The sequence below is a fragment of the Bacillus sp. B.PNR1 genome (assembly GCF_030386235.1).
Classification (GTDB): domain Bacteria; phylum Bacillota; class Bacilli; order Bacillales; family Bacillaceae; genus Bacillus; species Bacillus stercoris.
Genome location: NZ_JANYMN010000004.1, coordinates 146,099 through 161,878 on the forward strand (window position 1 = coordinate 146,099; position 15,780 = coordinate 161,878).

The 15,780-nt window shown below is 48.5% G+C and carries 16 protein-coding genes and 2 pseudogenes; all 18 read left to right on the top strand.

The genetic code is table 11. The features are described 5' to 3' along the window. Positions 1 to 78 precede the first annotated feature (78 nt). The 18 genes and pseudogenes from NZD81_RS19500 (at position 79) to NZD81_RS19585 (ending at position 15,722) form a co-directional block, all read left to right on the top strand. Positions 79 to 522 (top strand): nuclear transport factor 2 family protein, encoded by a 444-nt coding sequence (locus NZD81_RS19500; RefSeq protein WP_014663111.1) that lies wholly within the window; start codon positions 79 to 81, stop codon positions 520 to 522. Then, a pseudogene (locus NZD81_RS19505) lies at positions 519 to 1,387 on the top strand (NmrA family NAD(P)-binding protein). The gene NZD81_RS19500 and the pseudogene NZD81_RS19505 overlap by 4 nt, the downstream one beginning before the upstream one ends. A gap of 126 nt (positions 1,388 to 1,513) precedes the next feature. After that, complete coding sequence (cotJA, locus tag NZD81_RS19510) at positions 1,514 to 1,762, top strand: spore coat-associated protein CotJA (RefSeq protein ID WP_003219489.1); 249 nt, start codon at positions 1,514 to 1,516, stop codon at positions 1,760 to 1,762. Next, a complete protein-coding gene (gene cotJB / locus NZD81_RS19515) occupies positions 1,746 to 2,009 on the top strand; it encodes a spore coat protein CotJB (RefSeq protein ID WP_014663114.1) in 264 nt (87 codons plus the stop codon). The genes cotJA and cotJB overlap by 17 nt, the downstream gene beginning before the upstream one ends. Before the next feature lie 14 nt (positions 2,010 to 2,023). Then, positions 2,024 to 2,593, top strand: coding sequence for a spore coat protein CotJC (cotJC, locus tag NZD81_RS19520; RefSeq protein WP_014663115.1), 570 nt, complete (start codon positions 2,024 to 2,026; stop codon positions 2,591 to 2,593). 124 nt (positions 2,594 to 2,717) lie between these two features. Next, entirely contained in the window at positions 2,718 to 3,260 is a 543-nt protein-coding gene (locus NZD81_RS19525) for a GNAT family N-acetyltransferase (RefSeq protein WP_014663116.1), read from the top strand. Between the two features lie 22 nt (positions 3,261 to 3,282). Further along, positions 3,283 to 3,587 (top strand): annotated as a pseudogene (locus NZD81_RS19530) (YesK-like family protein). Positions 3,588 to 3,701: 114 nt separating this feature from the next. After that, the gene (locus NZD81_RS19535) at positions 3,702 to 4,331 is read left to right on the top strand and encodes a YesL family protein (protein WP_014663118.1); all 630 of its coding nucleotides are present in this window, start codon (positions 3,702 to 3,704) and stop codon (positions 4,329 to 4,331) included. Next, complete coding sequence (gene yesM / locus NZD81_RS19540) at positions 4,328 to 6,061, top strand: two-component system sensor histidine kinase YesM (RefSeq protein ID WP_289861076.1); 1,734 nt, start codon at positions 4,328 to 4,330, stop codon at positions 6,059 to 6,061. Before NZD81_RS19535 ends, yesM begins: the two co-directional genes overlap by 4 nt. Then, on the top strand, positions 6,061 to 7,167 hold the full coding sequence (gene yesN / locus NZD81_RS19545) for a two-component system response regulator YesN (protein ID WP_282374057.1): 1,107 nt from the start codon (positions 6,061 to 6,063) through the stop codon (positions 7,165 to 7,167). Before yesM ends, yesN begins: the two co-directional genes overlap by 1 nt. Before the next feature lie 102 nt (positions 7,168 to 7,269). Continuing rightward, positions 7,270 to 8,553 carry an ABC transporter substrate-binding protein gene (locus NZD81_RS19550; protein ID WP_069149132.1) on the top strand — a complete coding sequence of 428 codons (1,284 nt, stop codon included), beginning with the start codon at positions 7,270 to 7,272 and terminating at the stop codon, positions 8,551 to 8,553. Further along, on the top strand, positions 8,550 to 9,479 hold the full coding sequence (locus NZD81_RS19555) for a carbohydrate ABC transporter permease (RefSeq protein WP_014663122.1): 930 nt from the start codon (positions 8,550 to 8,552) through the stop codon (positions 9,477 to 9,479). The genes NZD81_RS19550 and NZD81_RS19555 overlap by 4 nt, the downstream gene beginning before the upstream one ends. Before the next feature lie 3 nt (positions 9,480 to 9,482). Further along, positions 9,483 to 10,373 (top strand): carbohydrate ABC transporter permease, encoded by an 891-nt coding sequence (locus tag NZD81_RS19560; protein ID WP_282374058.1) that lies wholly within the window; start codon positions 9,483 to 9,485, stop codon positions 10,371 to 10,373. A gap of 15 nt (positions 10,374 to 10,388) precedes the next feature. Beyond that, positions 10,389 to 11,423 (top strand): rhamnogalacturonyl hydrolase YesR, encoded by a 1,035-nt coding sequence (yesR, locus tag NZD81_RS19565; protein ID WP_172641183.1) that lies wholly within the window; start codon positions 10,389 to 10,391, stop codon positions 11,421 to 11,423. Between the two features lie 23 nt (positions 11,424 to 11,446). After that, positions 11,447 to 13,732 carry a transcriptional regulator YesS gene (gene yesS, locus NZD81_RS19570; protein ID WP_282374059.1) on the top strand — a complete coding sequence of 762 codons (2,286 nt, stop codon included), beginning with the start codon at positions 11,447 to 11,449 and terminating at the stop codon, positions 13,730 to 13,732. Between the two features lie 13 nt (positions 13,733 to 13,745). Next, positions 13,746 to 14,444 carry a rhamnogalacturonan acetylesterase gene (gene rhgT / locus NZD81_RS19575; RefSeq protein ID WP_282374060.1) on the top strand — a complete coding sequence of 233 codons (699 nt, stop codon included), beginning with the start codon at positions 13,746 to 13,748 and terminating at the stop codon, positions 14,442 to 14,444. After that, on the top strand, positions 14,437 to 15,099 hold the full coding sequence (locus NZD81_RS19580) for a YesU family protein (protein WP_282374061.1): 663 nt from the start codon (positions 14,437 to 14,439) through the stop codon (positions 15,097 to 15,099). Before rhgT ends, NZD81_RS19580 begins: the two co-directional genes overlap by 8 nt. Then, positions 15,096 to 15,722, top strand: a complete 627-nt coding sequence (locus tag NZD81_RS19585; protein ID WP_282374062.1) for a YesL family protein — start codon at positions 15,096 to 15,098, stop codon at positions 15,720 to 15,722. The genes NZD81_RS19580 and NZD81_RS19585 overlap by 4 nt, the downstream gene beginning before the upstream one ends. The last annotated feature ends 58 nt before the right edge of the window (positions 15,723 to 15,780 follow it).

Here is a 15,780-nt window from a genome sequence, read left to right on the forward strand (position 1 = left end):
ATGTGGTAAAGAATTCTTTGCCCATGTGTGCATTTTTTGGACTGAATGGTCTGGAAATAAAAAAAGAGGTGATGATGAATGTTGATGAATGAATTTGAAAAAGCATGTGAAACTTTGAGAAAGTTTATGGCTTATATGCTTGAGAAGGACATGAAGAGCTGGGTGGAGCTTTGGGATGAGAATGCTGTATTTGAGTTTCCTTATGCGCCGGAGGGATCACCAAAAAGAATAGAAGGAAAAGCGGCTATTTACGATTATATTAAGGATTATCCTAAGCAGATCCATCTTTCTTCATTTACCGCTCCGACAGTGTATCGTTCAGCGGACTCGAATACGATGATTGCGGAGTTTCAATGTGACGGTCATGTGATTGAGACTGGATTGCCTTATCGCCAAAGCTATATCAGTGTCATCGAAACGAGAGAAGGCCGCATTGTGCGTTATAAGGATTATTGGAATCCGCTTGTTGTAAAAGAGGCCTTTGGAGGATTATTTTTGCAAACAGAGGAGAGTGGAAAATGATGAAACAGAATCCGATTTTAATCACGGGCGGGACCGGCACAGTCGGCAGCCGAATCGCCAGCCGTTTAATCAAGCTGGGATACAGGGTGCGTATTGCAAGCAGAAAAAAGGGCGCGCTTGCAAATGCAGAGTATGTGTATTTTGATTGGATGGATGCCTCCAGTTATACGCCTGCCCTAGAACAAGTAAAAGACATCTATCTTGTTGCTCCGGTCGGTGTGCTTGATCCGGCTCCCTATGTGCTTCCCTTTTTAAAGGAAGCAAAGCGTCTTGGTGTAAAGCGGGTAGTGATGCAAAGTGCGTCTGTTGTCTCCGAGAATGGCCCTGTGTTTGGCGCGCTTCACCAGGCAGTGCGCGAGTTTCCAGAATGGACGGTGCTGCGGCCCTCATACTTTATGCAAAATTTCATCAACGTCCAGCATCAAATGTCGATTCAAAATGAGGGACGCATCGTCACGGCTTCGGGTGAGGGAAAGCTAGGATTCATTGATGCTGATGACATCGCAGAAACAGCTGTCCGTGCTTTGGCTGATGCCGTCCCTCATCAAACACATCATATCCTGACAGGACCCGAGGCGCTGAGCTATGCCGAAGCGGCAGAGATCATCGGTGCTGCCGCGGGACGCCGGGTGAAGCATGTCAGCATTTCTCGTTCTGAGCTGCAAAATAGGATGGCGGCAGCTGGTTTGCCGGCGGATTATGCCAGTTTTATGGCGGGGCTAGATGAAGCAATCAGCCATGGTGCGGAACATCGGGTAACGGATACAGTGAAGCGTGTGACAGGAAAAGAACCTCGTTCGCTCTTAAAGTTTGCTGCTGCTCATGCTGCGTATTGGAAACACTGACCTCATTTTGGACTGAATAGTCTAGAAAGACCTTCGGCAGAGCCGAAGGTCTTCTTATTGAAAAAGCTAAGTCGTGTTTCAGTCATAATCATGCCTCCTGCCTCATACCTATTAAGGTCATTGTTTTTGAGAAAGGAGGAGCCGGAATGAAGGATATGCAGCCGTTTACGCCTGTCAAATCATATACGCCCTTTCACAGCCGTTTTGATCCCTGTCCGCCCATAGGGAAGAAATATTACAGAACGCCCCCTAACCTTTATATGACCTTTCAGCCTGAGCACATGGAGCAGTTTTCGCCGATGGAGGCTTTAAGGAAAGGCACCCTTTGGAAGGATCTCTATGATTTTTATGAAAACCCTTATCGAGGGGGAGACGCACATGGCAAAAAAGGTTGACGCCGAGTATTATCGTCAGCTTGAGCAAATACAGGCCGCGGATTTTGTGCTTGTTGAGCTGAGTCTTTATTTAAATACACATCCTCATGATGAAGATGCGCTGAAACAATTCAATCAATATTCCGGCTATTCAAGGCACTTAAAAAGACAGTTCGAATCCTCTTACGGGCCGCTTCTGCAGTTCGGCAACAGCCCCGCGGGCGAGGATTGGGATTGGGGCAAAGGGCCATGGCCGTGGCAAGTATAAGGAGGAATGCCTGAATGTGGGTGTATGAAAAGAAGCTGCAATACCCTGTCAAAGTCAGTACGTGCAACCCAACGCTGGCGAAATATTTGATTGAGCAGTATGGCGGAGCGGACGGCGAGCTGGCCGCGGCTCTCCGGTATTTGAACCAGCGGTATACAATTCCAGATAAGGTCATCGGCCTTTTAACAGATATCGGTACGGAGGAATTCGCCCATTTGGAAATGATTGCGACCATGGTCTATAAGCTGACGAAAGACGCCACACCGGAGCAGCTGCGTGAAGCTGGCCTCGGCGATCATTACGTCAATCATGACAGCGCGCTATTTTACCACAATGCGGCGGGTGCGCCGTTTACAGCGACTTATATTCAGGCGAAGGGCGATCCGATTGCCGATTTATATGAAGACATTGCGGCAGAGGAAAAAGCACGGGCGACGTATCAATGGCTGATTGATATCTCGGATGATCCTGATTTAAACGATTCCCTGCGCTTTTTGCGTGAGCGTGAAATTGTGCACTCCATGCGTTTCAGGGAAGCGGTTGAAATTTTAAAAGAAGAACGGGATAAAAAGAAGATTTTCTAATAGGCAGATTGGCCTCTCTTTCATACACCCTTTTACATACAGAGAAAATGGTCTGTTTTTGCGGTTTGGTCTGCATTATAATCAAGGTGTGTGTGCAAGCTTACTTTTTGATTGGGAGGCCTTTATGTCAGCTTTTAAGATTGAGAACGAAACGATAGCAGATGGATTTTACGCGTGTCCGGCCGTCTATGAGGATGCAGAATCGATTACCGGGTTGCTCGTCCGAACAGCTGAATGGCTCCGGGATCGGGGGTCTAACCAATGGAGCGGACTTCTCAAAGGGCAAGATATACATGATATCACGGGGTCAATTGAAAAGGGACATGTGTTTGTGTTTAAAAAAGATGAAGAGCTTGCGGCTGTCGTGATGCTGCTGCCTGAACCAAGTGAGTGGGACCGGACGCTTTGGGGAGACGATGGGCATGAGGAGTCCATTTATTTGCATCGCCTCGCAGTAAGCCGCCGGTTTGCGGGACAAGGACTTGGAGCACGCGTCCTTCAATGGGCGGAGACGGGCATACACTTTCCAGGGAAAACGCGGATTCGGCTTGACTGTGTCGCTGATAACGACGCCTTGCATTCCTTTTATCGGCGTATGGGATATGAATTCATGGGTGCTGATGCATCCGGATATCATTTGTTTGAGAAAGAGATTACGACAGAATAAGCGTCCTTTCAAGGAGGCTTTTTTGTCTTTTTCTAAAAGGGAGGGCAGGCGATGTTGTGGCCAATTTTATTTATGACAGGGATCGTGACGGCTTGTTTGTTCACTGGCGTATCTGCTTTGATACGGATGAAGTTTCCTGGCAAAAGCCGGCCGGAATGGATATTGGCCGGGCTGATCGTCCTTGGTGTGTTTCTGATCTGGTACAGCCTCGTGTATGTACGCGGCTGGGAAGGGGCTGCGCTCGGAGTGCTTGGATTCAATGTCATTTGCGGAGCCATTGCCGGATATTTGATCGATAAGGCCATCCGGCGTTACAGGAAAAGATAAGGCGGAGGCTGTCTCTCATCATGTCGAATTTTTCACAGAACGGCAGGAATTTTCTTTCGAAAGGAGAAATACATAGTACTTTAAAATGAAAGCGTTTTCCAGAGCGGGAAGGTGATGTTGATGATACACAGTGTGACGAATGGGCTGAATCGTTTTTGTACATGGGTGATGAGACTGGCCTATTTGAATGTGCTTTGGATTTTGTTTTCTCTTGCAGGCCTGGTTGTGTTTGGGCTGATGCCCGCTACTGCCGCGATGTTTACAGTGGCGAGAGAATGGGCGAAGGGGAATGCGGATGCCCCGGTGTTTTCTGTCTTTATTCGGGCGTTTAAAAAGGAATGGCGGGCATCACAGATCATCGGGCTCATCGTTGTGACGGCTGCCCTGTTTCTGTTTGCAGATATGCGGATAGCGGCTCAGATGGATCAGCCTGTGCTCGTCAACGTGTTCCTGAGCATCAGTTTGATTTTCGCGTTTGTTGTGCTGTATGTGTTCCCGGTGTTCTCTCATTTTGACGTGAAAATCAGAGAGGTGCTGAGCATTAGCTTTTTGATTGCCTTCAGCCGCCCGGCGGTGACGCTTTTGATGGCGGCGGGCGCTGTCGGTGTGCTTTGTCTCATTCTGTTTCATGTCACATTTTTGCTGTTTTTCAGCGGGAGTTTACTCAGCCTGATCTTAACGAAGCTGTCCTTTAAAGCATTTCGGTCAATGGATCAGCGGCAGGAGAAAGAAAAGGCGGCATGAAGAAAAGAATTGCTGGCTGGTACAGGCGGATGAAGATTAAGGATAAGCTGTTTGTGTTTCTATCGTTGATTATGGCCGTATCCTTTCTGTTTGTATACAGCGGGGTGCAGTATGCCTTTCATGTGTATGATGAGCAGATTTACCGCAAGTCCTCGGAGGTGCTGCGGATGTCTTCTGAAAGGATCGAAGACGAGCTGAAAAAGATAGAGGATGTGTCTTATGAAATCATTACAGACGAACAGATTCAGCGCATCCTGAGCATGCAAAATCGGGATGATACGTATGATCAATATCAAATGAAGCAGGAGCTGTGGGATCAGCTTGCAGGATATGCCAGCGATGAAAAGTACATCGATTCCATTCATTTGATTGATGCCCGCGGCGCAGAGTATTCAGCCGGAAGCAGTTCTTCAGATCTTTTGCAGCAGGAGCAGGAAGAGGTATTTAAGCGAGCGAAGGCGAAAAATGGAAGAAATCTTTGGATGACGCTCGGCGGGTCAGATCCTGTCCTGATTTCAGCACGGCAGATCAGATCCTTTCACCAGCTGAGTTTGAACGGCTTGGGCATGGTGCTGATCCAAGTCAATATCAAACAGATGATTCGTGATGTGCCGAAGGATTGGGGCGATTCAGTCGGAGACATCATGATTGCTGACCAAGGCGGGAATTTGGTGTATACGGCACATGCATCAGCGCATGTTCCTGAGGCAGCAAAGGAGACGCTGAAGCACCCAGGTTATGACTTGATAAAAAAGAATGGCAAACGTTACTTTATTTCTTACCTTCAATCATCCTATCAAAATTGGAGCTACTATAACGTCATCCCCTTTGATCAGATGTTCGCAAAAATTTCCTTTATGAAAACAGTGATTGGCACTTGCTTTCTTCTCTTTTTCTGTGTGGTTTTGCTTTTCGGAAGGAAAATTGCCAACAGCATCACGGAGCCGATTGAACAGCTTGTGACCGCGATGAAATCGGTACAGCACGGCGGCATTGAAGCAGGTGTATCGCTTTCTCTGCCGGAGCATACACAAGATGAGGCCGGCATGCTGAACCGCCATTTTACTGTCATGATGAAACGGATTAATGAGCTGATGGAAGAAAATGTGGAAAAACAGCTCATCATTAAAGAAACCGAATTGAAAGCACTGCAAGCCCAGATCAATCCGCATTTTTTATATAACACGCTCGAGTCCATCAATTGGCTGGCCAAGGCGAATCAGCAAAAGCAAATCTCAAAAATGGTGGAATCGCTCGGTTTTCTTCTGCGAAACAGTATACATATGAAGAAGGATATCGTGACCATTCAGGAGGAGGCGGACATCGTACTCCACTATATGACCATTCAGCGATTTCGATTTGAAGAGCGTTTGAACTTCACGTTGGATATTGACGATGAGGTGAAGCATTGTCTCATTCCAAAACTAACGCTCCAACCGCTTGCGGAAAATGCGATTCAATACGCGCTTGAACCCTTTACAAGGCCGTGCGCCATCCGGATTCAGGCGAAAAAGGAGAAGGACTGTGTCTGTATGACGGTCGAAGATAACGGCCCTGGCATGGATGAACGGATTCTTGAATCATCGGGCGGAAGAGGAATCGGACTGTGGAATATTCGTGAGCGCATCAGCCTGACATTCGGAGAGCCATACGGATTGCGTATTCAAAGTAAGCATGAAAAGGGAACGAGGATTGTGATCACAATACCGTGCCGAAATGAGGTGGTGTGATGTATAAAATACTGCTGGCTGATGATGAGAGGATTATCCTCGATGGAATGGCGGGAATCATTGAGTGGGAGGCGCTTGGCGCTTCACTGATCGGCAAAGCGCAGAACGGACATGAAGCGTATGAAAAGATTGTACATAAGCAGCCGCATATCGTCATCACAGACGTCAAAATGCCTGGCATGGACGGGCTTGAGCTAATCAAAAAGGTATCAGCCGTCAGCCCGTCGGTGCAGTTTATCGTCCTGTCCGGGTTTGGAGAGTTTGAGTACGCAAAGGAAGCCATGAAATATGGGGTGAAGCATTATTTGCTGAAGCCCTGCAATGAACAGCAGATTATCAGCTCGCTGGAGGAAATCATTGCTGAGCTGAAGCGGCAAGATGTGCGGAAAAAGAAAACAGACCACCTGATACACGAGCTTGATCATATCCGTTCCTTTGCTGCCGATCAATACTTGGAAGGCTTGATCGCCGGTGTCGCCCAGCTGTCTCCGCCGCCTTCGCTTGCCGGAAAAAAGGTCCGCCTCTTGATTTTAAAAGGGGGCCAATCTATTGATACCGTGGCTAGAAAGGCACTCGGGACGGCGCTGACAGCGGTTTGCGGCAGCGGAGAATGGACCGTGCTCGCTGTAGAGGAGGACGCCGCTGAAAAGGCGGCGGAGGTTTTTGCGGACCGCAAGATGGCTATCAGTCAGGCGGGAGAACTCCGGCACGCGGGGCAGCTGTTTCGGGACACAGCTGAAGTGGTTGATGACCTGCATGGGAGCGCAGTGATTTCAAAAATGATCAGGCTTATTGCCGACGAGCTCGGAAACCCGAATCTGTCCTTAAAATGGGCGGCGAAGGATATGCTGTTTATGAATCCTGATTATCTCGGGAAGTTATTTAAGCAGGAAACAGGCGAGAAATTTTCCCAATATGTTACACGAGTGCGTCTTGAACATGCGATGAAGCAGATGAAAATAAGGCGGGACGCAAGTGTATCAGAAATTGCTGAAGAAATCGGGTTTGGTGATAATCCGAAGTATTTCAGTCTTGTTTTTAAAAAATATACCGGTCTGACACCGTCAGAATTCAGAAGAAAACAGGGAGGCGCTTCCGCAGGATAGCCATCTCTGTTTTTTTGACTTTCCCCACTGTTTTTTGAGTGTTTCGCCTCATCTGAACGCTTTAAAATAAATGTAAGCACTTACATTAAAGGGGGGATTGGTTTGAAGAAGATTTGTTACGTGCTGTTATCGCTTGTCTGCGTCTTTTTTTTCAGCGGTTGTTCAGCGGGTGAAGAGGCCTCGGGAAAAAAAGAAGACGTTACACTCAGAATCGCATGGTGGGGCGGGCAGCCAAGACATGATTATACAACAAAGGTAATTGAACTTTACGAGAAAAAGAATCCGCACGTCCATATTGAAGCGGAATTTGCGAACTGGGATGACTACTGGAAAAAGCTCGCGCCCATGTCTGCCGCCGGCCAGCTTCCTGATGTCATCCAAATGGATACCGCTTACTTAGCCCAATACGGAAAGAAGAACCAGCTGGAAGATTTAACGCCGTATACAAAGGATGGAACGATTGATGTCAGTTCAATCGACGAGAATATGCTGTCGGGCGGAAAAATCGATAATAAGCTCTATGGGTTTACGCTAGGCGTCAACGTGCTGTCTGTGATTGCGAATGAAGATTTGCTGAAAAAAGCCGGTGTGTCTATCAATCAGGAAAACTGGACGTGGGAGGATTACGAGAAGCTGGCGTATGATCTTCAGGAAAAAGCCGGCGTCTACGGCTCCAACGGAATGCATCCCCCTGATATTTTCTTTCCTTATTATTTGCGCACGAAGGGTGAACGTTTTTATAAAGAAGACGGCACTGGCCTCGCGTATCAGGATGATCAGCTGTTTGTCGATTATTTTGAACGGCAGCTGAGGCTGGTGAAAGCGAAAACGTCCCCAACACCTGATGAAAGCGCACAGATTAAAGGGATGGAGGACGATTTTATCGTCAAAGGCAAATCAGCGATTACATGGAACTACTCCAATCAATATTTGGGCTTTGCCCGGTTGACAGATTCGCCGCTGTCTCTCTATCTGCCGCCGGAGCAAATGAAAGAAAAGGCGCTGACACTGAAGCCGAGTATGCTGTTTTCCATTCCGAAAAGCTCTGAGCATAAAAAAGAGGCTGCCAAATTTATTGATTTCTTCGTGAACAATAAAGAGGCAAACATGCTGATCAAAGGCGAGCGGGGAGTGCCAGTATCCGACAAGGTGGCGGATGCGATTAAACCGAAACTGAATGAGGAAGAAGCCAACATTGTGAAGTATGTGGAAACCGCATCAAAAAACATCAGCAAAGCCGATCCGCCGGAGCCTGTGGGAAGCGCGGAGGTCATCAAGCTGCTGAAGGACACGTCTGATCAGATTCTGTATCAGAAGGTATCGCCGGAAAAAGCCGCCAAAACGTTCCGGAAAAAGGCCAATGAGATATTAGAGAGGAATAATTGACGGGAAATGGGGCTGACGCAATGAAACAAAGCCGGAGTATGAGAAAAGACAATCTGGCGGGATATGCTTTTATTTCTCCGTTTATCATTGGGTTCCTATGCTTTACGGTCATTCCGATGGGGGCGTCCCTGTTTCTGTCCTTCACAAGCTATGACTTGTTTACGGCGCCGAAATGGATCGGGCTCGACAACTTTAAGGAAATGTTTACGGGTGACGAAAAGTATTGGCAGTCGTTGAAGGTGACGTTTACGTATGTGCTTGCCGGGGTTCCGCTCCGCCTCGGCTTCGCGCTTTTTATCGCTGTCATCTTAAACAATGCAGCAAAAGGAACGGCCATTTACAGAACGCTCTTTTATCTGCCTTCGATCATCGGCGGGAGCGTGGCCGTGGCGATTATGTGGCGCAATATTTTTGGCAATGATGGGGTCATCAATGCGCTGCTGTTTTTTGTCGGGATTGATCAAAAAATTCTTTGGTACCAGGACCCGACAAGTGCGTTGTGGACATTGATTCTGCTTTCCGTTTGGCAGTTCGGGTCATCAATGCTGATTTTTCTTGCCGGGTTGAAAAACATTCCGTCTGCGTATTTGGAAGCGGCAAGTGTGGACGGGGCGAATCGGGCGCAGCGTTTCTTTAAGATCACGCTTCCGATCCTCACACCGATTATCTTCTTTAATCTTGTGATGCAGACAATTTCAGCATTTATGACATTTACACCTGCCTATATCATATCGAAGGGCGAGGGAGGACCGCTTGACGGGACGCTTCTGTATTCGCTCTATTTGTTCCAGCGGGCGTTTAACTATTTTCAAATGGGCTACGCATCGGCGATGGCGTGGGTCATGCTTATCATTGTCGGGCTGATAACGCTGATACTGTTTAAAACATCGTCCTATTGGGTTCATTACGAGTCAAAGGAGGAATGACGGATGGAGCCGATCAACCAGCCTGTCAGAGAAGTCCCGGTTTTTGAGAGGAAAAAAACCGGGCGCGTCAGGCCCAAACGCATACTGTTCCATGTTTTTACGGCATCGCTGGCGGTGTTATTGCTGTATCCGGTCATTTGGCTGTTTGTCAGCTCATTTAAGGAAAGCGCCAGCATTTTTACAACCTCTCATTCTCTCATTCCCGATCCTTTTATTCTCAGTAACTATGCTGAGGGATGGAAAGGGATAGCGGGGCAGCCGTTTCTGACGTTTATTAAAAACTCGGCGATTATTGTGGGGCTGTCAACAATCGGCGCCGTCCTGTCATCGGCTGTCATTGCTTACGGATTTGCGCGTATTCCGTTTAAGGGTAAAAAGTTTTGGTTCGCGTGCATGATGGGGACGTTAATGCTGCCCCATGAAGTGCTGATGATTCCGCAGTATATTATGTTTGCGAAGTTAGACTGGCTGAATTCCTTTAAACCGATTGTCGTTCCGCAATTTTTCGGGCATGCGTTTTTTATTTTTCTGATGATCCAGTTTATCCGGACGATTCCCGAGGAGCTGGATGAGGCCGCACGAATCGACGGGTGCGGGCGCTTTGCCTGCTTTTGGCGGATCATTCTCCCGCTGATTGCCCCAGCGCTCGCGACGTCTGCGATTTTCTCCTTCTATTGGAAGTGGGAGGAGTTGATTCAGCCGCTTTTGTATTTGAATAAACCGGAGCTTTACCCTGTTTCACTTGCGCTGAAGCTTTTTCTCGATACGGAATCGGCTTCGAACTGGGGCGCGATGTTTGCCATGTCGGCCGTTTCATTATTGCCTGTGATTCTTGTATTCTTTTTGTTTCAGAAATATATCGTTCAGGGCATCAGTACGACCGGATTAAAATAAAAAGGAGTGTTGCAGATGGCACAGCTTATCTTTGATGAAGAAAAGGTGGCGTCCGTCATTGATCGGATCGTGAAACGGACATTTCAGATGGATTTTGCGTGGGATTGGCCGGGCGGCGTCGCGTTTTACGGCGTGGCGGAGGCCTACGAGGCGACGGAAAACGAGGAATATATCAATCTGCTAAAAACGTGGGTGGATGAACAGCTGGAGGATGGGCTGCCGCCGCTTTCGATCAATGGCGTTTCTATCGGGCATACGCTTTTGTTCCTCCACAAGGTGACGGGTGATGACGTGTATTTGGAAACAGCGGGCGAGATGGCGGAATATGTGCTGCATAAGGCGCCGCGCTTTGGCGAGGGCATCCTTCAGCATACGGTGAATGCGGCTGAATATGTATTTCCTGAGCAGGCATGGGCAGATACGCTGATGATGGCGGGGCTGTTTATGCTGAGAATCGGGCGCGTGATGGAGCGTGAGGATTATTTTGAAGATGGTCTGCTCCAGTTTCACGGACATGAGGCCGTGCTTCAGGACCCTGTCACGAATTTGTACTACCACGCCTGGGACAACAAAGCGCAAAATCATCTGTCGGGGATTTATTGGGGCAGGGCGAACGGCTGGGCGGCACTCACAATGGCAAAGGCGCTCCCGCTCATTGAGGTAACGCATCCTTCCTTTATGATCATTGACGGATCGCTCAGAGACCAGCTGAGCGCGCTTGTCCGGCTTCAGGATGAATCAGGGCTGTGGCATACGATTTTGGATGATCCGGATTCTTATCTGGAGGTTTCGGCATCGGCCGGCATTGCCTCTGCTCTGCTGTCGAGCGGAAAGCTCTATACAAAATATGTGCAGAAATCGCTTGCCGCCATGTTGGATGCGGTGGAAGAGGACGGACGGGTCAGCAAGGTATCGGCCGGGACAGCTGTCATGAAAAATGCCGAAGGATACAAACAGGTGCCTTGCAAACGAATACAAGGATGGGGACAGGGACTTGCGCTGACGTTTCTTGCTGATGTGTTGAGAACGAAAAAACGCGTGTATCAGTAAAGACCAGAGGCGGGGGGAAAGGGATGAAAAAACAGCCTCAACAGAAGGAACGGGTTTCTCGCTGGAAGGGAACGTATTTCAAAAGAAACTTTTTCTTCATTTTGCTGATTGCCTGTATTCCCGGATTACTGACTGGCGGCGCAATCTACTTTCTTTCGATCGACAAGGTGGAGAAAGAGCTGCAGAGATCGCATGAAGCACAGGTGGCGCGTGAGGTCAGCCGAATGGATGAGAAGCTGGGCGTGCTTGAGCTGGCTCTCACCCAGATGGCCTACGATTCTTCGCTGATGAACGGATTGGCCGAGAGGGATTTGGAGAAAGATTTTACGTTTTCCTATCAATTAACGAAAAAGCTGTTTCTTTTGCGGGACCAGCAGCCGCTGATCGAGCGGGCTTCCATCTTTCTGAACAGCCCCCGGCCTCTTGTGCTGAGTCCCGAATACAGCGCTTTGACAGAACGGGAGGCGCTTCGCAAGTATCGCTCGCTGCTTGCCTCAGACAACAGCATTTATTGGAAACGGTCGGGGAATCAAGCGATGCTGATCCAGCTCATTCCGGGCGCGGCGGAGAAACCGTTCGGCGCGATCATGCTGGCTGTTGATCTGAAAGAAATGGCATCGATCCTGCAAAGCTTGTCCCCTTATCCTGATGGCAGTGCGCTGCTTTTGGATCAAAATCAAGAGGTGCTCTTTCATGAGGGGGAAAAAGATTTTGAAAAGACTTTGCTTCATGAGGTAAAAAAACAGCCGAATGAGAAAGGCCATTTTCAGATGGAATGGGACGGCAAGGTGTATTCCGTTTCCTTTGGAGAAATGAACCGAATGCATCAGCAATGGACCTTTGTGTCAGCGGCGCCTCTTTCTGCCATTACAGCGCCGATGGTATTTTTATCCAAAGTAATCATTGTGATGCTTGTCATTTGCATCGGTTTGGCGGTATGCATGACATGGTATGCATCAAAAAAAATCTATCGTCCCATCCAGCATTTGCTTGGCTTGTTTACCGGTGGAGAGAAGAAAGTATGGCAGGCATCCGGGCAGGATGAATTCAAGTGGATTGAAAAGAGATGGCAGGATCTATCCCTTGAAAGCCGGAAGCTCCAAGAGCAGCTCCTGCGGCAGACGCCCCATATGAAAAAGAGTTTTTTGCAGCATCTCTTGCAGGGTGATTTTTACTATGACAACGAGGAAAGTCTCAGATCTCGGATGGAGGAGGCCGGCTGGAACATCGGCGAAAACGAGTTTCATGTGCTGGACCTTCAATTGACAGGGCTCCGCTGTGAAAACAGCATCTTCTGTTGTGATGATGAACAGCTCGCTGTGTTTACACTGACTAATATCGCTGAGGAATTGGCGGCTAAACGCGTTTTTCAGCTCTCCATACTTGATATCGGCCGGCTTTCTGTCACCGTGCTTGTGGTGACAACAAACAGCTCTGATCTCAAAATGTATATAACGGAGCTGGCACGCCAATTTGGGGATGTAACCGGACTATGCCTGACCGCAACATTGAGCAGCAGGACGGAACGTGTCACGGAAATCCCTTCTTTATTTCAGGATGTGAAAAGCGACAAATCCCGCAGGCAGTTTGCCAATCGGGATCAGGTCATTGATTTGCAGGCCGACTTCCCGCAGGATAAGCAGTCTGCCCCTTATTACCCTTTTGAGCTGGAAAAACAGATTGTTCAGGCCATCCGGCTGGAAAGAAAACAGGAAGCCCAGGAACTGATAAATAGCTGTATGAAGGAACTGGCGGAAAAGGCGGCCATAGACAGGCATGTGCATTCTGCTCTGATTCAGCTGTTCTCCCGCATTCAGGAGGATATTTTGCATTCCGGTCTTAATCCCAGCGAACTGTTTCAGCATCGAAATCTGCTTCTTGATATTTCAGAATTGCGTGAACCTAATGAAGCGGCGGCCTGGCTGATGGATATTGTGGTGACGCCTTACCTTTCCAAGCTTGAAGGCAGAAAAAACAGACAGCAAAAGCAGCTGGTAGAACGTGTGATAACGATGATTCACGAACAGTATATGGCGGACATTTCATTGGAAAGCTGTGCCGATGCGCTTGGCATGAATTCATATACGTTAAGCAAGGCATTTAAGCAAGTAACCGGCATTAACTTTATCGATTATGTGACCCAGATCAGAATCGAAAAGGCGAAAGAACTGCTGGTCAATACGAATAAAAAAATTCATGATGTGTCAGAAGAAGTCGGCTACCGCCACAATTACTTCAACCGGATTTTTAAAAAACAGGTCGGCATGCCGCCGGGTGTCTTCAGGCAAATGTATCAGGAAACGCAGTGAAAGGAGAGAACATGTGATGGAGAAACCGATTCACGTATTTTTGGCCGGGGATTCCACTGTGAGTGACTGCCCGCCTCATGAAGCGCCGATGGCGGGATGGGGGCAGGTATTCGGGCAATTGTTTTCTGAAGAGGTAGTGGTGCGCAATCACGCCAAAGGAGGAGCGAGCACCAATTCTTTTGTGGAGGAAGGGAGGCTTCAAGCAATTGCCGAGCGGATGACACAAGGCGATTATTTGTTGATTCAATTCGGCCACAATGACCAAAAACCGCGGGGGACGAAGCCGTACTCCACATTTCAGCAGTTCCTTACTTTGTTTGCAGATACGGCACGCGAAAAGGGCGCGCATCCTGTTTTCGTCACATCGGTGCAGCGCCGCCGCTTTGACGAAAACGGACGGATCGAGCATACACTCGGTGAGTATCCCGATGCGATGAAAGCACTGGCGAAGGAGCTCGATGTACCTGTGATTGATCTGCTCGCGAAAACAAAGGTGCTGTATGAGGCATACGGTCCTGAGGAGTCGAAGCGATTGTTCGTTTGGTTTCAGCCGAATGAACATCCGAATTATCCCGACGGCATTAAGGACAATACGCATTTTTCGGAAAAAGGTGCAATGGAGGTTGCGAAGCTTGTGGCAGAAGGCATTGAAGAGCTCGGACTTCCGCTGAAGGACCATCTTGCGAGCCGGGAGGGAAAAGAACATGTATAAGAAAGGCGCGTGCCTGTACCGTAATTCGCTCCAGTCAGAAAGCGATGTGAAGAACTGGCGGATGGAGGGTGGCGGACAGGTCTCATTTGATGATCACAGCATGCACCTGTCACATGTTCAGGACGAAGCGCACTTTGTCTTTTGGTGTCCGGAAACCTTTCCAGACGGCATCATAGTGACATGGGATTTCTCCCCGATTGAGCAGCCGGGACTATGTATGCTGTTTTTTTCCGCTGCGGGGATTGGGGGCGAGGATTTATTTGATCCAAGTCTCCAGAAAAGAACGGGAAAATACCCCGAGTATCATTCAGGGGATATCAACACTCTCCACCTGTCATATTTCCGCAGAAAATACCCGGAGGAAAGAGCATTCCGCACCTGCAATTTAAGAAAAAGCCGCGGTTTCCACCTCGCCGCAATGGGAGCCGATCCGCTGCCTTCTCCAGACGACGCTGATTCTCCGTATCGTATGAAGCTCATTAAAGACAAAGGCTATGTGCACTTTTCAATCAATGATCTGCCCATTCTTGAATGGATGGACGACGGCAGCACATACGGGCCTGTATTAACAATAGGAAAAATCGGGTTCCGGCAGATGGCGCCCATGAAAGCCGCTTACAGGGATTTTGCCGTACATCAAGCGGTGAGAAGATGAAGACGGCCGTAACGGATGCACTTTATGCAGGATGCGAAGCGGTGGTGAAAATCGCATGGCTCAACGGGCTGTGGCTGTTGTTTACCCTTTTGGGCGGCGTTCTTTTCGGATGGGCGCCGAGCACAGCCGCGATGTGTGCCGTGATAAGAAAATGGCTGATGGGGCAAAAAGATGTACCGGTATTTCCGTTATTTCTCGATACCTATAAAAAAGAGTTTCTCAAAGTAAATGCGATCGGATTGGCGTTTTCGGCTCTTTTGCTCATATTGTCCGCGAACTATCATTATTTTTCGGCCAATACGGATTGGCTGTCCTTTGCCGTAACAAGCTGCACGCTGCTTGCAGGGCTTTTGTATATCATTGCGCTGATGTATGTGTTTCCCCTTTATGTGCATTACCAGCTCCCGCTTCGCAAATATATTCCGCAGGCACTGCTGTTTGGCGCCATGAGCCCGCTGACGACCGGCTGTATGCTGATCGGGTGCGGATTTGTCCTTTATTTGCTGTATACGCTTCCCGGCCTGATTCCATTTTACGGCCCCTGTTTATTTGGGCTTGTGATGATGTTTTTTGCTCTTAGGGGATTTCAAAAGACGGAGGCCCAGCATCACCAAGCCGGATAACAAAAAAATGACACATACGCAAAAAAGTGCAGTGGCTGAAATAGGCAGATGCAAAAAA

Bases quoted from the DNA above. Each gene is read 5' to 3' on its own strand.
- NZD81_RS19500 (WP_014663111.1), top strand. From the start codon at position 79: ATGTTGATGAATGAATTTGAAAAAGCATGTGAAACTTTGAGAAAGTTT.
- cotJA (WP_003219489.1), top strand. From the start codon at position 1,514: ATGAAGGATATGCAGCCGTTTACGCCTGTCAAATCATATACGCCCTTT.
- cotJB (WP_014663114.1), top strand. From the start codon at position 1,746: ATGGCAAAAAAGGTTGACGCCGAGTATTATCGTCAGCTTGAGCAAATA.
- cotJC (WP_014663115.1), top strand. From the start codon at position 2,024: ATGTGGGTGTATGAAAAGAAGCTGCAATACCCTGTCAAAGTCAGTACG.
- NZD81_RS19525 (WP_014663116.1), top strand. From the start codon at position 2,718: ATGTCAGCTTTTAAGATTGAGAACGAAACGATAGCAGATGGATTTTAC.
- NZD81_RS19535 (WP_014663118.1), top strand. From the start codon at position 3,702: ATGTTGATGATACACAGTGTGACGAATGGGCTGAATCGTTTTTGTACA.
- yesM (WP_289861076.1), top strand. From the start codon at position 4,328: ATGAAGAAAAGAATTGCTGGCTGGTACAGGCGGATGAAGATTAAGGAT.
- yesN (WP_282374057.1), top strand. From the start codon at position 6,061: ATGTATAAAATACTGCTGGCTGATGATGAGAGGATTATCCTCGATGGA.
- NZD81_RS19560 (WP_282374058.1), top strand. From the start codon at position 9,483: ATGGAGCCGATCAACCAGCCTGTCAGAGAAGTCCCGGTTTTTGAGAGG.
- yesR (WP_172641183.1), top strand. From the start codon at position 10,389: ATGGCACAGCTTATCTTTGATGAAGAAAAGGTGGCGTCCGTCATTGAT.
- yesS (WP_282374059.1), top strand. From the start codon at position 11,447: ATGAAAAAACAGCCTCAACAGAAGGAACGGGTTTCTCGCTGGAAGGGA.
- NZD81_RS19580 (WP_282374061.1), top strand. From the start codon at position 14,437: ATGTATAAGAAAGGCGCGTGCCTGTACCGTAATTCGCTCCAGTCAGAA.
- NZD81_RS19585 (WP_282374062.1), top strand. From the start codon at position 15,096: ATGAAGACGGCCGTAACGGATGCACTTTATGCAGGATGCGAAGCGGTG.